The following is a 16,001-nucleotide window of genomic DNA, read 5'->3' as shown; positions in this document are numbered from 1 at the left end:
GACTCTTTTCCTCAAGTCCCATTATTCTGTAATCTTCTGCCCGAGGTTTCATTTGATTGATTGCACGGTGATTGCATCCGTATGAATTCGGTGATTTATTTTCGCCAGATTGGCCTTAATCCCAGCCAAGTCGTTTGTACTTTTACTCTTTCAAACGCTGGAATTCTTGAATCAGATACAGTTTAAACTGTCTGGATACCCATGAAGCAGATGAAAAAGCGATTGTTTCATGTGCGTGTGCCACCGTATCTGCCGGCCTTTGCGATTATGCCCCGAGAATTTGGTTCCTCCGTCCATTGTACCAAACATACGTTCTGTTCGCAATGTAAAAAGCGAGGTATCTTCTTTTGAAAATACACCCGCTGACTTCCTATTCATTTCTATTATTTTTTTCATACTTACCATACCACAAAATTCCAATAATTTCAAGTCTTGAAGTATTCCCACTTAAGGTGTATGAAGTATAAGAATCAAGATTGATTCATCCACTTGATCCATTGGACAATCCTGCTGCAAACTCTGGAAACATGAGTGTATCCCGCATCAGGCACTAGGCCAACCAGATACCCCAAGTCATACACTTATAATTCTTTTACTGATGATTTCCCCCTCAAAATTCTTTTGACTGCTGTCTGTGAACATTAATCAGCTTAGGGTACTTCCTGTAAAGGGATTAAAGTCCTGACGACTTTTTGCTCAGAATCGGCTGTTTTTAAATCTGCATAAGCAAGCAATTTCTTCCCATCAAAAACAAACAAGTAGGGTGTCGCCTGATTTGTCTTAAAGTTGTTCATTTCACAGATTAAAAAATCTATTTTTTTCCTTTATATTAAGCTAAAAGCCGCTTGCTCGATAAATAACATCAAGCAAACGGCCTTGATGCCTGACAGCCTGAAGCTGCCCTGATCTTTTTACTGGAGAACATGCAAAGTATTAGAGAGCATGCAAAGTATTAGAGGACATGCAAAATTTTGACGAACACAATGGACACAAAAACCATCAACAGCGGAACGATCCCAACATTCAAGACCCTGTCCAATAGGCCGGACAGAGTAAGTTCGGAAGTGGCTGAATTCATGGAAACCGCCTCGGTCAGCTGCTTTGAGATCAGCAGCGCGATCAGGGTTATCGTGACAATCAGGCCGAACCTGGCCGCCAAGGATGTCGCTGTGGTAACCGTGCTCACAGTAAGCTGGGTTATGGCGCTTATGATGGAAATCATCGGTTCTCCTCCCCTTGATCAAGCATATTGTTCACCGGGCTTGATCTCAATATCTTAACGGTACTGAAAAAATTCTTTTCAGATCACTAAAAATCACACCGATCACATCACTGTCTCCTTTTGGTTTCATCCCGGCAAGATCTTGTATCCTTCTTTGCAAAATCATGTCTGGCTTTACCCTGCTTTACTGGCTGATCCGCCCATCCATCATCCTGATCTTCCGGTCGCACTCTTCCGCCACCCGCTGGTCGTGGGTAGCCACCAGCACGGTTTTCCCCCGTTGGTTCAAGTTCTTCAGCAAAGCCATGATTCCCGCTCCGGTCGCCGAGTCCAAATTACCCGTAGGCTCGTCCGCCAGGATCAAATCCGGATCCAGCAGAAGGGCCCGGGCAATGGCCACCCGCTGCTGCTCTCCCCCGGAAAGCTCCCCCGGGCGGCGGCCTTCTTTGCCCGCCAGGCTCACCAGCCTCAGTAACTCCAGCGCCCGCTGCCGGTAATCTTTTCCCAAAGGGAAGGCCGGGGCAAGGACGTTCTTCAGCGCGCTCAAAGTGGGGATCAGGTGATAGGCCTGAAAGATAAACCCAATCTTTTTACGGCGAAACCCGCAAAGGGCCGCCTCCCTCTTTAAGGCCAGCCTTTGCCCCTCGAAAAAAATGTCGCCGGCGGTTGGCCGGTCCAGGGCGCCCAGAAGGTTCAGCAGGGTGGTTTTCCCGCACCCGGAGGGACCGGTGAGCGCCACAAGCTCCCCCCTCCTGATTTCCAGGTTTTTCACGTCCAGCACCTTTAGGGCCAGATTGCCTTTTCCGTAAACCTTGGTCAATTTTTTCACAGAAATCAAAATGTCCGTCTGCACCCAAGCAAAACCTCCCTGCTTAAACTTCCCTGAGAATCTTGACCGGCGCCGCGCTGTTGGCGCACCAGGCCGGGTAAATCCCTCCCGCCGCTCCGATCAGAATACCGGCCAGCAACACGCTGAGCATGACCTGCCCTGAGAGAACGGCGATATCCGCGGCAATGAAAACCCTGGTCACGGCAACTCCGGCCCAGCCCAAAGCGATCCCCAGGGCGGCGCCGAACAGACTCAGCGTCAGAGACTCCACCAGGACCATGAAGATGATATCGGCCGGGGTCCACCCCAGAGCCTTCAGAATACCAAACTCACGCATCCGGTTGATCACGGACAAAAGCATCACCACCATAATGGACAGTCCCCCGGCCACTACGGCCACCAGGGAAACGGCGATCAAAAACTTGCCCAAGACCTCCAGTATATTTCTGACCGGATTTAAAACCTCTCCGGGCACCACCACCTGCAGTTCCGGCTTTTTGCCCGCTAACTCCTGTTTGATGGCCTCGGCGGCAGCCTCCACATGATCCACACCGTCCACACTGACATTGATGGCGGAAACGCTCCCCTCCGGGATGCGGCCGATCTGCCTGGCCAATTTGTCAGAACCGCTGAAGGCCCCGTCCAATACCTCGTTGCCGGTCTGGTAGAGACCGACCACCTTTAACTCCAGCTTCTTGGCCTGACCTTCCTCCAGGATAAGAAAGGGATAAACTTTTCCGATTGCAAAAGGGGAATTCAACAGATTCATATATTCCTGCAGGCTTTTTCCGATGATCATTTCTTGGTCATTGCCGGGCGCGGATCCCTCAATAATTTTATTGTAAGGATTATTTGCCAGATCACGAATCTCTTCCTGGCCATAGCCAAATAAAGGCATGGAGTAGTCATTATTTTGGGGGCGCAAAACTACCGAGACCTGAGAATAGACCTTTTCCACATGGGGGATGTCTCTGATGGCCTCAATAGAGGAAGAAGGGATCGGTTTGGTGCCCATCCCTAAATACAACCCGCCAAAGATCGCGTCCCTGCCGGAAATCGTGACCCGGTTGGAAAGCTCCCTGAACGTGCCTTCCACCCGGTGATCCATCCCCGCGGAGAGGGAAAAAAGGATTGTCATGAGCGCGGTGCCAAAGGCCACCCCCAGTACGGCAAGGACTGCCACCGCTTTTTTACGAAAGGCATTTTGAATAGAAAAGAACAGTAAAGACACCTTCCTCAGCCTCCCTTTTTAAAACAAGGATCTATGTTCTTATCCCTTCATCTTTGTGAACATAGCTTGCGATCGCTTCAATATTGCCTTTGATTTGATACGTCCCCATATTGACGGGAATCATGATACTGGAACCCTTGCTCAGCCTGAGCGCGTTATCCTCGAAAAGAAGCTCTCCCTTGCCCTTAATGACACAAATCAAGATAAATCCATCCAGGGAAAATAAATCCCATGAATCTTGGATCAGCCATTTTTCCACAGTAAAATGCCGGCAAGATGCTAAAGTCGTTTTAAACCCAGGCTCACCGCCTGCAGATCGTTTTCCATGATAACGCGCCGCTTCAAAGGTCATGACATCCAGGGCTTTTGCCAGGTGTAAATTCCTTTTCTTCCCGTCAAGCCCTATTCTGTTATAATCATAGATTCGATAAGTAAGATCAGAATTTTGTTGAATTTCGAGGAGGACAATTCCTTTTCCCAAAGCATGAACCGTACCGCTGGGAATAAAGAAAAAATCTCCGGGCTGTACAGATATCCGCACAAGCAACTCGTTCCATTTATCCTCGTCCGCTAATTTGATAAATTCTTTTTTTTTGCGGCTTGATGGCCAAATACAATTTCAGCGCCAGGCTCGGATTCCATAATATACCAGCATTCCGTTTTGCCGGATTCCCCCTTTTCATTTCTGCTTGCGTATTCATCATCCGGGTGAACCTGGACGGATAAGTCTTCCCTGGAATCCAACAACTTCACTAAGAGAGGAAAGCTTCTGATGGGCGAACGGCCAAACCACCCGGGACAAAGGTCCAGCAAATCACTTAATGCTTTTCCGGCGAGCTCCCCATTTACGATCAAGCTTTTGCCATGGGGATGGTCTGAAATTACCCAGGCTTCCCCTATATTTCCTTCCAAATCAGCAGAGTGAAATATTTTTTTCAGCTTCGAGCCGCCCCAGATTCTTTCTTGAAATGAGGGCCCGAATAAAAGGGGATATGGTTTCATCTTTGCACCTTCTTCCTCTGTTCTTTCCGCTCAGGCTTACTCCTCCCATTCAAAGTCCTCCACTTCCGGGAACTCCCTCAGGGCTTCCTTCATCATCGAGCAAATCCGCTGTAATCCTTCTTCAGTTTTGGCCTCGCAGCGGGCCACCAGCACCGGCTGGGTATTGGAAGCCCGCACCAGACCCCACCCGTCCCCAAAGAGCACCCTTGCCCCGTCCACATCAATTACGGGATAGTCCCGCTGAAAACGCTCAGCCAGCCCCTTGACAACCTTGAATTTATCCCAGTCCGGGCAAGTGACCCTGGTTTCCGCCGTCGAATAATACTTGGGGATTGCCGAGAGCATCTTTGAGAGCGGCCCATCGGAATGAGAGAGGAGCCGCAAAAGGCGGCCGGCAGCGTAAAAAGCGTCGTCAAACCCGTAATATTCGTCGGCAAAAAAGATGTGCCCGGACATCTCCCCGGTAAAGACGGCCCCGATTTCCTTCATCTTGGCTTTGATCAAGGAGTGGCCTGTCTTGTAAAAGAAAGGCTTTCCGCCGAGACGCTCCACCTCATCCACCAGAGCCTGGGAACACTTCACTTCGACGATGGCCTTGGCGCCGGGATACTTGGGCATGATTTCCCGCCAGTAAAGACACATCAGAACATCTCCCCAGATCACCTTGCCGGCATCATCCACCACCCCGATGCGATCCGCATCACCGTCAAAGGCCAGGCCAAGATCGGCCTTCTCTTCCAGCACCGCTTTTTTCAGCTCTGCCAGGTTCGCCGTCTTTACCGGGTCCGGCTGGTGGTTCGGGAAGGAGCCGTCGGATTGACAGTACAGCGGGATCACCTCGCAGCCCCAGTCTGCCAATATTTTTTCGGCAAACAGGGCTGCCGTCCCGTTGCCGCAGTCCACAGCTACCTTTAGCCTGCGGGGACCAAGCTGTATTTTTTCTCTCAGCATCTTCAGATACGGGGGAATGCAGTTTACCGGTTCAAGGCTGCCGGAACCGTACCGAAACTCCCCGGCCAGCATCAATTCTTTGAGCTTCTGAATCTCATCTCCGTAAATGGTCCCGGCGCCCAGGGCGAGCTTGAATCCGTTTTCATCCGGCGGATTGTGGCTGCCGGTAATCATCACCGCGGCATCAATACCCAGACAGAGCCTGGCGTAGTAAAACCTGGCATAGTAAAGCACCGGCGTGACCACCAGACCGATATCCAGCACATCGCATCCCACGGCCATCAGCCCCTTGACCAGGGCATCCCGCAAGCGTTCGGAACTGAGACGGTTGTCCCTCCCCAGCAGGACTTGATAGGAGCCCTTTTGGATCGCTGCCGTTCCAAAAGCTTTCCCTAAGAGGATTACCGTCTCATCCGTAAGGTCCCTTTCCGCCACCCCTCGAATATCATACTGGCGAAATATCTGTTCATTCAGCGTTCCCATATTGAGATGCCTCCTTATAGCGCTTCCTCCAGGCCTTCGTCTTTTAAAGCCTGTACAACCTTTTTCAACTCCTGGGCCCGGTTTTTGCCGCATACCATCAGACAGTCACGGTCATTCACCACGATGAGATTCTCCACACCGATGACCCCGACCGTCTTGCCGGGGGAATAAATGAAGGTATTGCGGGTATCCAGCAGCACCCCCCGGCCTTCGATCACATTTCCCTGCTCATCCTTTTCCGCGTAGCGCTCCAAAGCCGCCCAGGAGCCAATATCGTCCCAGCCGAAATCCCCCCGCATCACCAGGACCCTTTCCGCCTTTTCCAGAACCCCATAGTCCACGGAAATTTTAGGCAGGCCGGCATAGATCTCTTCCAATACGGGCAAGTATTGTTTTGTCCCCATCGCCTGTCCAATCAGACGCAAGCCCTGAGCGAGCCCGGGCGTATGCTGTTCAATCAGCTGCCGGATCAAATCCACTCGCCAGATAAACATGCCGCTGTTCCACAGGTAATTTCCTGTTGACAGAAATACGACCGCCTTCGCGTAGTCAGGCTTTTCCAGGAAACGGGCCACCCGGTATGCCCCCACCCCATGAAAGGTGTCAGCCAATTCCCCCTGAAAAATATATCCATAGCCCGTCTCCGGCCTGTGGGGCGTGATCCCCAGCGTCACGATGTCTTCCCCCCGCCGGGCTGCCGCCACCGCGCTTTTCAGTACCTCCTGGAAGCGGGGCACATCCCTGATGTAATGATCCGCCGGCAGGACAATCATGACCTCCCGAGGGTCTTTCCGCTCCAGGACCAAAGCAGCCAGCCCAATGGCCGCCGCGGTATCCCGTCCAAAGGGCTCGATCAGAATGTTTTCCTCCGGCAGGTGGGGCACCTGCTCCAGAATCATCTCTTTAAAGTCCCGCCCCGCTACGATGTAGGTGTCGGATATTCCGACCACCTCCCGCACCCGCTCCACAGTAAGTTGAAGCATTGTTTTATCGCCGACGAGGTTCAAAAACTGCTTGGGTACAGCCACCCTGCTCCGGGGCCAAAACCTCTCCCCCCGTCCTCCGGCCATAATTACCGCAAAAGGCATCCTCCGCACATCCTTTCCTTCCACACAATTTTTAACGCTTCACTTTTCCGCTGATGATAAAACCGGATAACTTTTTATGAATAACCAGCTTGGTCAAAAAGAGGATCAGAATAGCACCGCCGAATAGTTCCGGTATATAGTACCTGGGCTCGGCCAAGAGGCTCACCCACAGCCGCAGCCAGTCTCCCGGCTCTCCTTTCGGAAAGCTCCAGCCGTATCCAGGCCACAGGAAAGTTTCCGGGTAGTGCCACATCCCATCTAAAAAACAATGAATCATGCTGCCTCCGGCCACAACAGACAGGCCCGACCTCTTCTGCTTCACCCATAAATATAGGCCTGGAATAAGGAGAAAGAGCAGGAATAACAGGGTATGGCCGTATATCCGCCCGTTTCCAAGCGTGTCCCCCAAAATCAGTCCCCCCAGCGGCTTGTCAATCATGTCCGGCAGCATGGAGCCCACAAAAACAAGCCTGTAATCGATGGATTCCGTATATTCTTTCCTGCCCCGGCACTGCAGGACCTTTTCCAAACCCTTGGCAAAGCCGAGCGTCAAACCAGCGTGCGCCAATAAAAACATCAATACCTCCCTTTCTCTGCAGGAACAATTCACCACCCTCCAGCAGCCGTCACCCTGTTTTTTCTTTCAGCGCCTTCAACAACGGCCTGATGGCGACCAAAGCCAGGACGGAATGGGCCAGCAGATAAGCCATGCCCAACCCTGCCAGCCCAACGCGGCCAAACCACCAGTACCCCACCCCAATGGCGACAATCGCCAGAAAACCAGTCTGGGCAATGATCAGATATCCTTGCTTTCTGATCTGGTTCACCGTGATATAAAGCGTATTTACGCACTGCGGTATGATCGCCAGTGCTAAAAAGCGAAACACAGGAGTGCCATTCTCCGCATATCCGGGGCCAAAGAAGTGGAGCAGCCAACCGGCCGTCACCATCATCACCGCCACTGCGGGAACAGATAATCCCAGGGCCAGGTAAAGCACTCTGCGCCCATTGCGTCCCATTTCACGCGGGTTGTGGGCGCCTTCAGCCAGCAGAGACTGCGATACCCCGTTCGGGATGACCACCAAGACCATGGTCATCATCCAGGTAATGTAAAAATACGCGCTGTACTCCGGGCCAAGCACATTCAACACCATCAGGGGATAGATAAACTGCGGCGACAGGTTGAGCATATTTGCCATATAGTTGGCAAATGAGTAGGGCAGCACTTTCTGCAAGATCCCTTTGACCATTACCGGCTGCGGCAAATACCTTTGATATACTCTGGGCAGAAATCCGAACCAGGCCGTTAAAACAGCAACGGCAAAGCTGATGCCATTGCCGGCAAAGATTCCGAACCCTTCAAGGTAGGCCAAAACAAAGATTGGCAGCGGAATCTTCACGATCGAAACCAGTGTGTTTTTCATTAATACATACTTTGCCGCCCTGGCCGCGATTAACGAACTATCCGTTAAGCCGGACAAGGTATTCGTGATGGTAAAGATCAAGAACAAGACTAGAAGCGAGGGGTCTCCCCACATAAAGCTGAGCGCGGGCGACCATATTTTCAGGCCGAGGACGTAAATCAGGCCCCCGATCAAGGCTGATACACCGGCTAAAGTGAAAGCGGCATTGATCAGCCGTCCCGCGTTTTCTCCGCTTTCGGGAATAAACCGGATCAACCCGATTCTCAGCCCCAGTTCGGCAAGGACACCAATGAGACTTGAGGCCGCGATCAGAGAAGAGCCGATCCCGACCTGAGCAGGCATAAAAAACCGGGCCATCATATTCCAAAAGGCAAAGCCGAGCAGGCAAGTGATGATATTGTTCAGCATCAGATAAATGGCGTTATGATAGAGAGGCTTATTGATCCACTTCAAACATAAATCTAAGACCATGTGAGAATCCGCTGAGTTGGTCCCTTGAACAGGCTTGGCCATATCATCCACCCCTAAAAAATGAGATAAACATCAAAAGTTTTTTCAGCCAATGAGAAACCGGCTGTCGTTTCCTCCAGAAATTCAGTTGATCTTAAAGTTCAGCACTTCTTGATTGTCATAGACCTTGGCGATTCTCCGATCCTCGTTCAGCCTGTTCAAGGTTTCTTCCGAAACCGCTACCGCGGGATTCACTCTTGGTTTGCCAACTCTGGCCGCATAAAAATCCTCCCTGCGCAGAATAAGCCAGTGATAAGTTCCCAGATTCTCAAGGTCCCCCTTAAAGATCTGAACCGCCTCCTCCGTTTCGTGATAGACGTTAAACTGTTGACTTCCGAATAATTCAAAGGATGTCCAGTCCCCGGCAACGTTGTTTTTCAACGGAACATGCTCTTTGAACCAAGCTGCGGCCCGATACTCCTCAGGCAAAAAATACTCCCTGTATCTTCCATATTCATACTCTGGCGTGAACGAGTGATTGTAGAGATACGGCGGGATCAGAATTAATTGAAAAACCATGAAAACGATATATAAATATTGAATCATCGGCTTTTTCAGCTTAACCAGGGCCGCCGTAACACTGATGATCAAAAAGGGATAACCGAAAAGAATAAACCGGGAAAATTCGATCCTGGGCATGAACGAGGTAGATAAATAGCTTGTCGTTACAATCAATCCGCCCCAAATCAGGAAAATCAGATCGGCGATCCGTTTATGGCCTTTGCCCTTGATCAGGGAGTACAGCAGGACCATAAAAACAAAGATCAAAAACAAAACGTTTCCGTAAGAACCAAGGATCATTCTGGTACTGGCCGTAAAGTAATGATGTAAATTGTAACTGCCGTATGAACGGTTGAATAAATCCTTCTGTAAAATCCCCAGCACCTTAAACGTAAAATCACCGATGTAGATCCAATAGGCCAGGATGAATGTCGTAATAAACAAAAGAGTGGCATTGCTTGACTTGATGAGATGATTATCCTGAAAATCTTTTTGGTATTTCATGAAAATCTTGATGCCGCTCAGTTTAGGAAATAAATATTTCAGCATCATCAAAATAAACGAAAAGACCATCAAGATCAGGCAGGTTAAATGATGAGAAAATGTCACCGCTAAGATCGCAATCATAAATATTATTTTGGTGGATAGATCCTGACGTTTACTCAGAATATAAATAATCATCATGAAAAACAGATAAGCCATCGTTTCTCTGATAAAAAGAGCGTGAAAAAACGCGTGCCAGAAAAGAGAGCAGAATACATATGTCCCTAACAGGGCCGCCACCAAATTCTGATACAAGTTTTTTATCATGAAGTAAAAAAAGATTGTGGTTAACGATGTCAGAAGAACGGGCAGATATTTTGCCACAACGCTAGAATCCACTCCAAGGATTTCCGAAAAGATCATCGTGAACATATGCAGCAAAGGCCATTGTGCAAGATTGCGCGTTCTCTCAATGATTGGAGCGGCACTGGGCAGGGGCCAGCCATATTCCGAAATGGCCTCGACGACAGAATAATCCCAGTGGGGGTCATGACTGAACAGACCGGTATGAGGCATCGCATACAGCAGCAATAATCCCGTCGACATCATCACAACTTCAAGTAAAACCAGAAGCTCCGACCTGTGTGTTCCATCAAACTGAACGATCTGGTAAATTAAAGTAACGATTAACACGGTCACAATGACCCAAAAACAGGCGATATTCAGGCTGATTCCTTTCTTAAGGAATAACAAATAGTCTAAATATAAAACAGAGAAGATAAAATATGTGATGATTGCGAAGATCTTCGCGTATTTGTTTTTGAACATTACTCCAATTCCCCTGCTTGCAGCAACAATCTGATATTTTCCCGTTCAATCTCCTGAAGCGCCGTGATGTTGTGCATGATTTCTCTTTTTATCCTGTCCCTGTTCTTCATGACATCTTCGATGGCATCCACAACATCAGTAAAATGGATTTCCTGGTTCAGATCTTTGACCTCAAAGTTAAATCTCTCTAACTTTAAAGTTTTCATATAACGTTCAACCTTGGATTCATAGGAAAAAGAAATTACCGGTACGCCCATTGATGTAGAGAAAATCAGGGAATGCAAGGGAAACCCGATCACAAGATCCATCCTGCCGAACAGGGCTTTATAGGCACCCGCTGTCAGGTTGCTCTCAACCACCCTGGCCTTCGTGCTCCATTTCATTTTTTTGATGATATCCTTGCACATGAGATCGTCATTATAGGACATGAAGCCGCTGAACATGGGCACAAACAGGATTTCGGCCTTGTATTGGTCAACCAGATAATCACCGATGTCGGCCATGTTTTTTTGAAAAGCCGCGATCTTCTCCTGAAAATTTTTCGGTGTCAATTTGATTTTTTCTCTTAACTTGATCGGGATAATGTTAGAGACACGGTCAGAAAATTGATTCAGGGGCATTAAAAGCTGCCTTGGGACAACAGCCACTAAGGTCCTGTCGCTTTTCGCCACGCCGATCTTGGCCAAATAACTTTCTATTTCTTCCTTGGCGGCCGGTTTCAAGTTCATCACCGGGTCGGCAGTACAATGCACGAGCTTGGGTTTGGCGATGGCCAGCAGGGACTCTTGAGATTTCCTATCCCGGACACTTACGGTCGTGTTGCGGAAAACGAGGCGCGCCAAAATTTTCCCCAACCCGGAGATCTCCTGCTGTTCCCCAATCCCGATCCCATATCCCATAATCTTTTTTTGGAATAACTTGACCAAAAACGCGGCGTGAAGCATAAACGGAGTATATAAAGCGGAGCCCCTGTCAACCACAACTTCACCGCCGGCAAACACAAACAGATCACAATGCCACAGCTCGGAAAGGATCCTTTGGAACTGGCGGGGTCTGTATTTCACCCCGCGGACATCAAACTCCCGCCGAACGATATCCGGATCGCTGGCAAAAACAATGATCTCAACCTCCCTTCCCGTTTCCTTAATCGAATGGATAATGGAAGCCATCAAGGCCTTGTCGCCAATATTGGGAGACCCGGCATCTATGATATAGTTCATGTTCCACAGGACGATTCTTGTTTTTTGCTTCCCACCCATGATAGTTACCTAACCTCTAAGCTCATCAGATTTTTAAATCAGTCTGCGATAACGATACCAGTCTATGGCCTTTTCCATCCCCTGCTCCAGGCCGACTTCCGGATGAAAGCCAAAGTCATATTGAGAGCGTGTGATATCATAACGCTGGTGTCCGCCCAAAAAATCCACTCTGAACCTCGTGAGAACCGGCTCAATCTTGAATACCTTTGCCAGTCCTTCATTGGACGCCGCTGTAAATCTGGCTAAAGCATAGGGAAATCGCGGCATCAGGGCCTGAATTCCCATGAGCTTTGCAGAGAGTTGAATATACTGCCTAAAGGTCGTGGCCTCTTTGCCGGCAAGCACGTATAGCTTCCCGCACACCGTATTGCGATGGCCGATCACCAGAATAAGTCCTTTCAGCAGGTCGTCGATATATAAGGGCTGGAAAAAGGATTTGCCGCCGCCGATTAACGGGAACAGGTGAAATTTGAGCAATATTTTCAGCAGCGGCACCATATTTAAATCACCTGGACCATAGATATGGGACGGACGGATAATGGTCGCCGGAAAACCCTCGCGTATTTTTTGGGAAATATATTGTTCTGCCCGGAACTTTGTCTGTTCATAAGGGTAGCGCGGACTGCAAGGGTGTGTTTCATCAGCCGGAATTTGTTTTAACCTGCCGAATACCCCCGCGGTGCTGATGTATAAAAAGTGCTTGATCCCCGCCATTTCAGACTCTTCTACGAAGAACTTTGTGCCATTGTCATTGACCTCAGTAAAATCTTCCTGCTTTGCCCGCCAGGAGCCCAATTGGGCCGCCAGGTGGACAACCACATCCACTCCCTGAACAGCCTTTTTGATAGAGTCCCGGTCCTTCAAATCGCCCACAGCGGCGGTAACTTTTCCCCCCCAGGCCATATTGGGGTAATGTTCGATTGGCTTTCTCATGAACACTCTTACCCGGTAGCCACTGTCCAACAGCTCTTCTACCAGCCTGGCGCCAATAAAGCCGGTTGCTCCGGTAACCAAAATTTCCATTGTCAAAACCTCAGCAATCCATTATTTCATCTTCATTCTGGCCCCAAGATAATTGCCCATCACGCCCATCATTGCTTTTGGCGTAAGCGTCATGTTTGTGTAGTGAACATTGGCCATGGGACAGTAGCAGTCTCCCTTAAACACCTGGTTCCTTACCCTGGCCGCCTTTTCCGCGTACCAGAGCTTGTTAAAGTCCAGTTCAAAATCCCTCAGATTGCCCATATCGGCCTGATAGGCCAAAATGCAGCAGGGCCAGACATCTCCCCAGGGTGAGATCTGGGCTGAGACACGGCCCGCGTAGCAGGGGATGATTCTTCTTTTTTCTCTCATTTCCGTGATGACATAATCGTAATATTTTAATCTGAACGCCTGGATCAGGCTTGTAATCCCTTTATGATGAAGCAGGCTTTCCCTGATCTCGTTCTGCAAAGGCCGGATTGTTTTTTCATAAAGATGGATTGACGGAGTGATCGAATCTGTAACATTCAGCAATTCTTCCCTGTTTTCCGCGATTTCGCATATATAAGAATCCGGAACCAATTGATTCTTCACATAGTCAAACAACTCTAATATATTTTCCACATTAAATCTGGAAACAACGCTGTGCACCCCAAGCTCAAAGGAATGCGGATAGGCTTTTTTCAGTTCTTTTAACGCCGCGAACGTCTCCAGGAAGCGCTTGAAGTTACCGGGGATGCCCCTGATTTCGTCATGCTCCTCCCCAATCCCGTCCAGGGACAGGTTGACAATTAAGGTTGCATTCGCCGGCAGCATTTTTAATATCCGCTCGGTTTCCCTGACCGTCCTTTTGCTCAAAAGCCCATTTGTCGGAATAATGAGGACCTTTGGCCTGGAATGTTTGATGATCAAACTCACAATCTCAGCAATATCCTTCCTCAGAAAAGGCTCCCCTCCGCTCAGGGTATACCAGATGATGGAGGAACCGATGCTCCGGAAGATTTTGTCGTATTCCTCGAGGGTCAGCTCTGTACTGGGCTGAGCATTCCTGGGGTCCTTCCAGATATTGCAGGTCTTGCACTGACTATTGCATTTTTGGGTAATGCTGACCGTAAGGCTTAGGGGCCGGGTTTGCGGAAAGCCCAGCAAGCTTTGGGCCTTATACCCTGCCAGGCGCTGGCCCACATCCGAGATCAAGCCGATTTTTAACATAGTTTTGAATCCTTTCTTCTGTGCCGCAAATTTATCCTGTCTGATTAGCCAAGCTGACGTTGATCCATCTCTTCGATGATGTCTTCGTATTTTTTCACGATGGCTTCCCAGGACATCCCTGTGAACTGGTAGGTCTGAACTCCATTCACAACCCAATTGTGATAAGCCTCCAGAAGCCTGTCCCGCAGAGCGTCAACGTTTCCTGCCGGAAAGAAACGGGCTCCGCCGTAATCCTGGAGGCATTCGCTCATCGTATCGAGATCCGCCGTAATTACCGGTTTGCCCTGGGCCACGGCAATATGGATGACACCGCTGCCACAGGTGCGCAGGTAAGGTAAGGCCACCACATCGGAAGCCGCAAATAATTTCGGGACACGTTCATCAGGGATGAACTCCGGCCTGAAGATGATCCTGTCCCGGTAGGGCGACCTTTCTAGCTCCGGCCTGAGTTCCGTATCGTCCCCCCAGTCTTCCCCGGCAATAACCAGGTGCATATTGGCCGCGTACCCCGGAGGTATGGTATTGAACGCCCTGACCAGCAGGGACACTCCCTTGTACTGGCGGATCAAGCCGAAACAAAGGACAGTAAACCCGTCAAGGTCCATTTCCTTTCTGGCAAGCCCCCTGTCCGGTGTTCCATATATCTCATACGGCCCATGGGGAATGACATCGATTTTGTCCTCAGCGAGCTGATACGTCCGGATCATTGCTTGCCTGGCCTCCTCAGAGTGAGCGGTATACCCATCGCATCCCCTGAGCAGCGCTCTTCCTCCCACCCTGGAATAAACCCGGATCGGTAATATTTTTTCCTCCAGGGTATCCACCACCTCATGCATTTCCAGGATAAGCTTGGACCTCAGGCCATTCAGGCGCCGGCAGGCCGCCAATACCAGCTGCATGTGGACGACAGAGGAGGTCCACCAGTGCATGATGATCACCTCCGGGTTCTGCCTTGCCAGGAAACGCCGGGCCTTGAACCAGGATGCGGGCGCGTTCCAGTCCATCCCGTTATAAACCGTTACGTCAGGGCGGAAGTCCATGATATATTCCCCCTTGCCGACACGCTCCCGGCCGGGGTATAAAAACAAAGGCACCAGGTTGCGCAGCAAAACGACCGATACCTGATGTCCCTGTTCGGCAAAGGCGTTGGCCATCACTATGGTATAGGCGGAAATCCCGCTAAAGAACTTTTTGGAAGAGCCGATCACACATATTCTCATTGAACATCCCTCTCTTGCGCGAACTGATTTTAGCCATGTAAGCCCGGTTTTTCAATCCGCTGGAAGACGAGCGGGAAATACTTCATGATGGTCATCATAATCCTGTACCCGTCTTTCAGTCCGTTCAGCTTTGCCTTACCAATCCTGTCCCTGTAGCTGATGTGGATGTCCTTGACTTTCAGGCCCATTCTGGCGGCCTTGATGCATATTTCAGACTCGATGCCAAAGCCTTTGGATTCCAGATTCATGCTCTCAATGTAGGCTTTCTTCAGGCCATATAGACCGGTCAAGGGGTCATAGCCTTTAAAACCATAGATATACCGGATACTGTTTCTGAAGATGGCATTGCCGAGCCTGTTGAAAACGGGAATATTCCCCTGCCCCGTCTTGCGCGAGGCTAAGGCCATGTCAAAGCTATCCAGAGCCTTGGCGACTTCCAGAATTCCTTCCGGAGGGTAGGTATTGTCCGCGTCGATAAAAATAATATTTTCTCCGCCGGCCTCCCGTATGCCGGTTTTCATGGCAGCGCCTTTCCCAGCGTTCTGTTCGTGAGAAATGACCCGGCAGGGAAACCCTTGCGCCACCTCTCTGGTCCTGTCTGTCGAACCGTCATCCACAACAAGGATTTCAAAACTTTCGTTCAGCAGCCGGAAGACATCATTGAGAACAACAGGCAATCCTTCTTCCTCGTTGTAAGCAGGGATAATCAAGCTGTATTTGATTTCCCCGGTAAAACTTTTTTCTTGTTTGTTTTTCACGCAAACCACTCTCCCCATA

The 16,001-nt window shown here is 49.7% G+C and carries 15 protein-coding genes; all 15 read right to left on the bottom strand.

Going from position 1 to position 16,001, the window contains the following annotated elements:
- Positions 1 to 952: 952 nt before the first annotated feature.
- Entirely contained in the window at positions 953 to 1,222 is a 270-nt protein-coding gene (locus tag SGLY_RS04420; RefSeq protein ID WP_013624090.1) for a hypothetical protein, read from the bottom strand.
- Between the two features lie 184 nt (positions 1,223 to 1,406).
- Positions 1,407 to 2,075 carry an ABC transporter ATP-binding protein gene (locus tag SGLY_RS04415; protein WP_013624088.1) on the bottom strand — a complete coding sequence of 223 codons (669 nt, stop codon included), beginning with the start codon at positions 2,073 to 2,075 and terminating at the stop codon, positions 1,407 to 1,409.
- A gap of 19 nt (positions 2,076 to 2,094) precedes the next feature.
- Positions 2,095 to 3,282, bottom strand: coding sequence for an ABC transporter permease (locus SGLY_RS04410; RefSeq protein ID WP_013624087.1), 1,188 nt, complete (start codon positions 3,280 to 3,282; stop codon positions 2,095 to 2,097).
- Between the two features lie 31 nt (positions 3,283 to 3,313).
- Positions 3,314 to 3,823 (bottom strand): class I mannose-6-phosphate isomerase, encoded by a 510-nt coding sequence (locus tag SGLY_RS17005; protein WP_148228065.1) that lies wholly within the window; start codon positions 3,821 to 3,823, stop codon positions 3,314 to 3,316.
- Positions 3,824 to 3,852: 29 nt separating this feature from the next.
- Positions 3,853 to 4,284: a type I phosphomannose isomerase catalytic subunit gene (locus SGLY_RS17000; protein WP_052298604.1), complete on the bottom strand. Its 432-nt coding sequence runs from the start codon at positions 4,282 to 4,284 to the stop codon at positions 3,853 to 3,855.
- Between the two features lie 36 nt (positions 4,285 to 4,320).
- Positions 4,321 to 5,718, bottom strand: coding sequence for a phosphomannomutase/phosphoglucomutase (locus SGLY_RS04400; protein ID WP_013624086.1), 1,398 nt, complete (start codon positions 5,716 to 5,718; stop codon positions 4,321 to 4,323).
- A 14-nt stretch (positions 5,719 to 5,732) separates the two neighbouring features.
- Entirely contained in the window at positions 5,733 to 6,806 is a 1,074-nt protein-coding gene (locus tag SGLY_RS04395) for a mannose-1-phosphate guanylyltransferase (RefSeq protein WP_013624085.1), read from the bottom strand.
- Positions 6,807 to 6,837: 31 nt separating this feature from the next.
- Positions 6,838 to 7,383 (bottom strand): metal-dependent hydrolase, encoded by a 546-nt coding sequence (locus tag SGLY_RS04390; RefSeq protein ID WP_013624084.1) that lies wholly within the window; start codon positions 7,381 to 7,383, stop codon positions 6,838 to 6,840.
- Positions 7,384 to 7,432: 49 nt separating this feature from the next.
- Positions 7,433 to 8,743 (bottom strand): lipopolysaccharide biosynthesis protein, encoded by a 1,311-nt coding sequence (locus SGLY_RS04385; protein WP_013624083.1) that lies wholly within the window; start codon positions 8,741 to 8,743, stop codon positions 7,433 to 7,435.
- 81 nt (positions 8,744 to 8,824) lie between these two features.
- Positions 8,825 to 10,552: a YccS family putative transporter gene (locus SGLY_RS04380; protein WP_013624082.1), complete on the bottom strand. Its 1,728-nt coding sequence runs from the start codon at positions 10,550 to 10,552 to the stop codon at positions 8,825 to 8,827.
- Positions 10,552 to 11,811 (bottom strand): polysaccharide pyruvyl transferase family protein, encoded by a 1,260-nt coding sequence (locus SGLY_RS04375; protein ID WP_013624081.1) that lies wholly within the window; start codon positions 11,809 to 11,811, stop codon positions 10,552 to 10,554. The genes SGLY_RS04380 and SGLY_RS04375 overlap by 1 nt, the downstream gene beginning before the upstream one ends.
- A 33-nt stretch (positions 11,812 to 11,844) precedes the next feature.
- Entirely contained in the window at positions 11,845 to 12,834 is a 990-nt protein-coding gene (locus SGLY_RS04370; RefSeq protein ID WP_013624080.1) for an NAD-dependent epimerase/dehydratase family protein, read from the bottom strand.
- Between the two features lie 21 nt (positions 12,835 to 12,855).
- Positions 12,856 to 14,004 (bottom strand): radical SAM/SPASM domain-containing protein, encoded by a 1,149-nt coding sequence (locus SGLY_RS04365; RefSeq protein WP_013624079.1) that lies wholly within the window; start codon positions 14,002 to 14,004, stop codon positions 12,856 to 12,858.
- A 44-nt stretch (positions 14,005 to 14,048) separates the two neighbouring features.
- Complete coding sequence (locus tag SGLY_RS04360) at positions 14,049 to 15,224, bottom strand: glycosyltransferase family 4 protein (protein WP_013624078.1); 1,176 nt, start codon at positions 15,222 to 15,224, stop codon at positions 14,049 to 14,051.
- Positions 15,225 to 15,253: 29 nt separating this feature from the next.
- Positions 15,254 to 15,982: a glycosyltransferase family 2 protein gene (locus SGLY_RS04355; RefSeq protein WP_013624077.1), complete on the bottom strand. Its 729-nt coding sequence runs from the start codon at positions 15,980 to 15,982 to the stop codon at positions 15,254 to 15,256.
- Between the last annotated feature and the right edge of the window lie 19 nt (positions 15,983 to 16,001).

Source organism: Syntrophobotulus glycolicus DSM 8271 (assembly GCF_000190635.1).
Taxonomy (GTDB): domain Bacteria; phylum Bacillota; class Desulfitobacteriia; order Desulfitobacteriales; family Syntrophobotulaceae; genus Syntrophobotulus; species Syntrophobotulus glycolicus.
Note: the sequence above shows the minus strand (reverse complement) of the source record. Positions and strands in the feature narration are given on the sequence as shown.

What these genes read in the sequence shown, in the direction of transcription:
- SGLY_RS04400 (WP_013624086.1), bottom strand. Translation starts at nt 5,718, where the DNA reads ATGGGAACGCTGAATGAACAGATATTTCGCCAGTATGATATTCGAGGG.
- SGLY_RS04370 (WP_013624080.1), bottom strand. Translation starts at nt 12,834, where the DNA reads ATGGAAATTTTGGTTACCGGAGCAACCGGCTTTATTGGCGCCAGGCTG.
- SGLY_RS04360 (WP_013624078.1), bottom strand. Translation starts at nt 15,224, where the DNA reads ATGAGAATATGTGTGATCGGCTCTTCCAAAAAGTTCTTTAGCGGGATT.
- SGLY_RS04385 (WP_013624083.1), bottom strand. Translation starts at nt 8,743, where the DNA reads ATGGCCAAGCCTGTTCAAGGGACCAACTCAGCGGATTCTCACATGGTC.
- SGLY_RS04420 (WP_013624090.1), bottom strand. Translation starts at nt 1,222, where the DNA reads ATGATTTCCATCATAAGCGCCATAACCCAGCTTACTGTGAGCACGGTT.
- SGLY_RS17000 (WP_052298604.1), bottom strand. Translation starts at nt 4,284, where the DNA reads ATGAAACCATATCCCCTTTTATTCGGGCCCTCATTTCAAGAAAGAATC.
- SGLY_RS04365 (WP_013624079.1), bottom strand. Translation starts at nt 14,004, where the DNA reads ATGTTAAAAATCGGCTTGATCTCGGATGTGGGCCAGCGCCTGGCAGGG.
- SGLY_RS04380 (WP_013624082.1), bottom strand. Translation starts at nt 10,552, where the DNA reads ATGTTCAAAAACAAATACGCGAAGATCTTCGCAATCATCACATATTTT.
- SGLY_RS04395 (WP_013624085.1), bottom strand. Translation starts at nt 6,806, where the DNA reads ATGCCTTTTGCGGTAATTATGGCCGGAGGACGGGGGGAGAGGTTTTGG.
- SGLY_RS04390 (WP_013624084.1), bottom strand. Translation starts at nt 7,383, where the DNA reads ATGTTTTTATTGGCGCACGCTGGTTTGACGCTCGGCTTTGCCAAGGGT.
- SGLY_RS04375 (WP_013624081.1), bottom strand. Translation starts at nt 11,811, where the DNA reads ATGGGTGGGAAGCAAAAAACAAGAATCGTCCTGTGGAACATGAACTAT.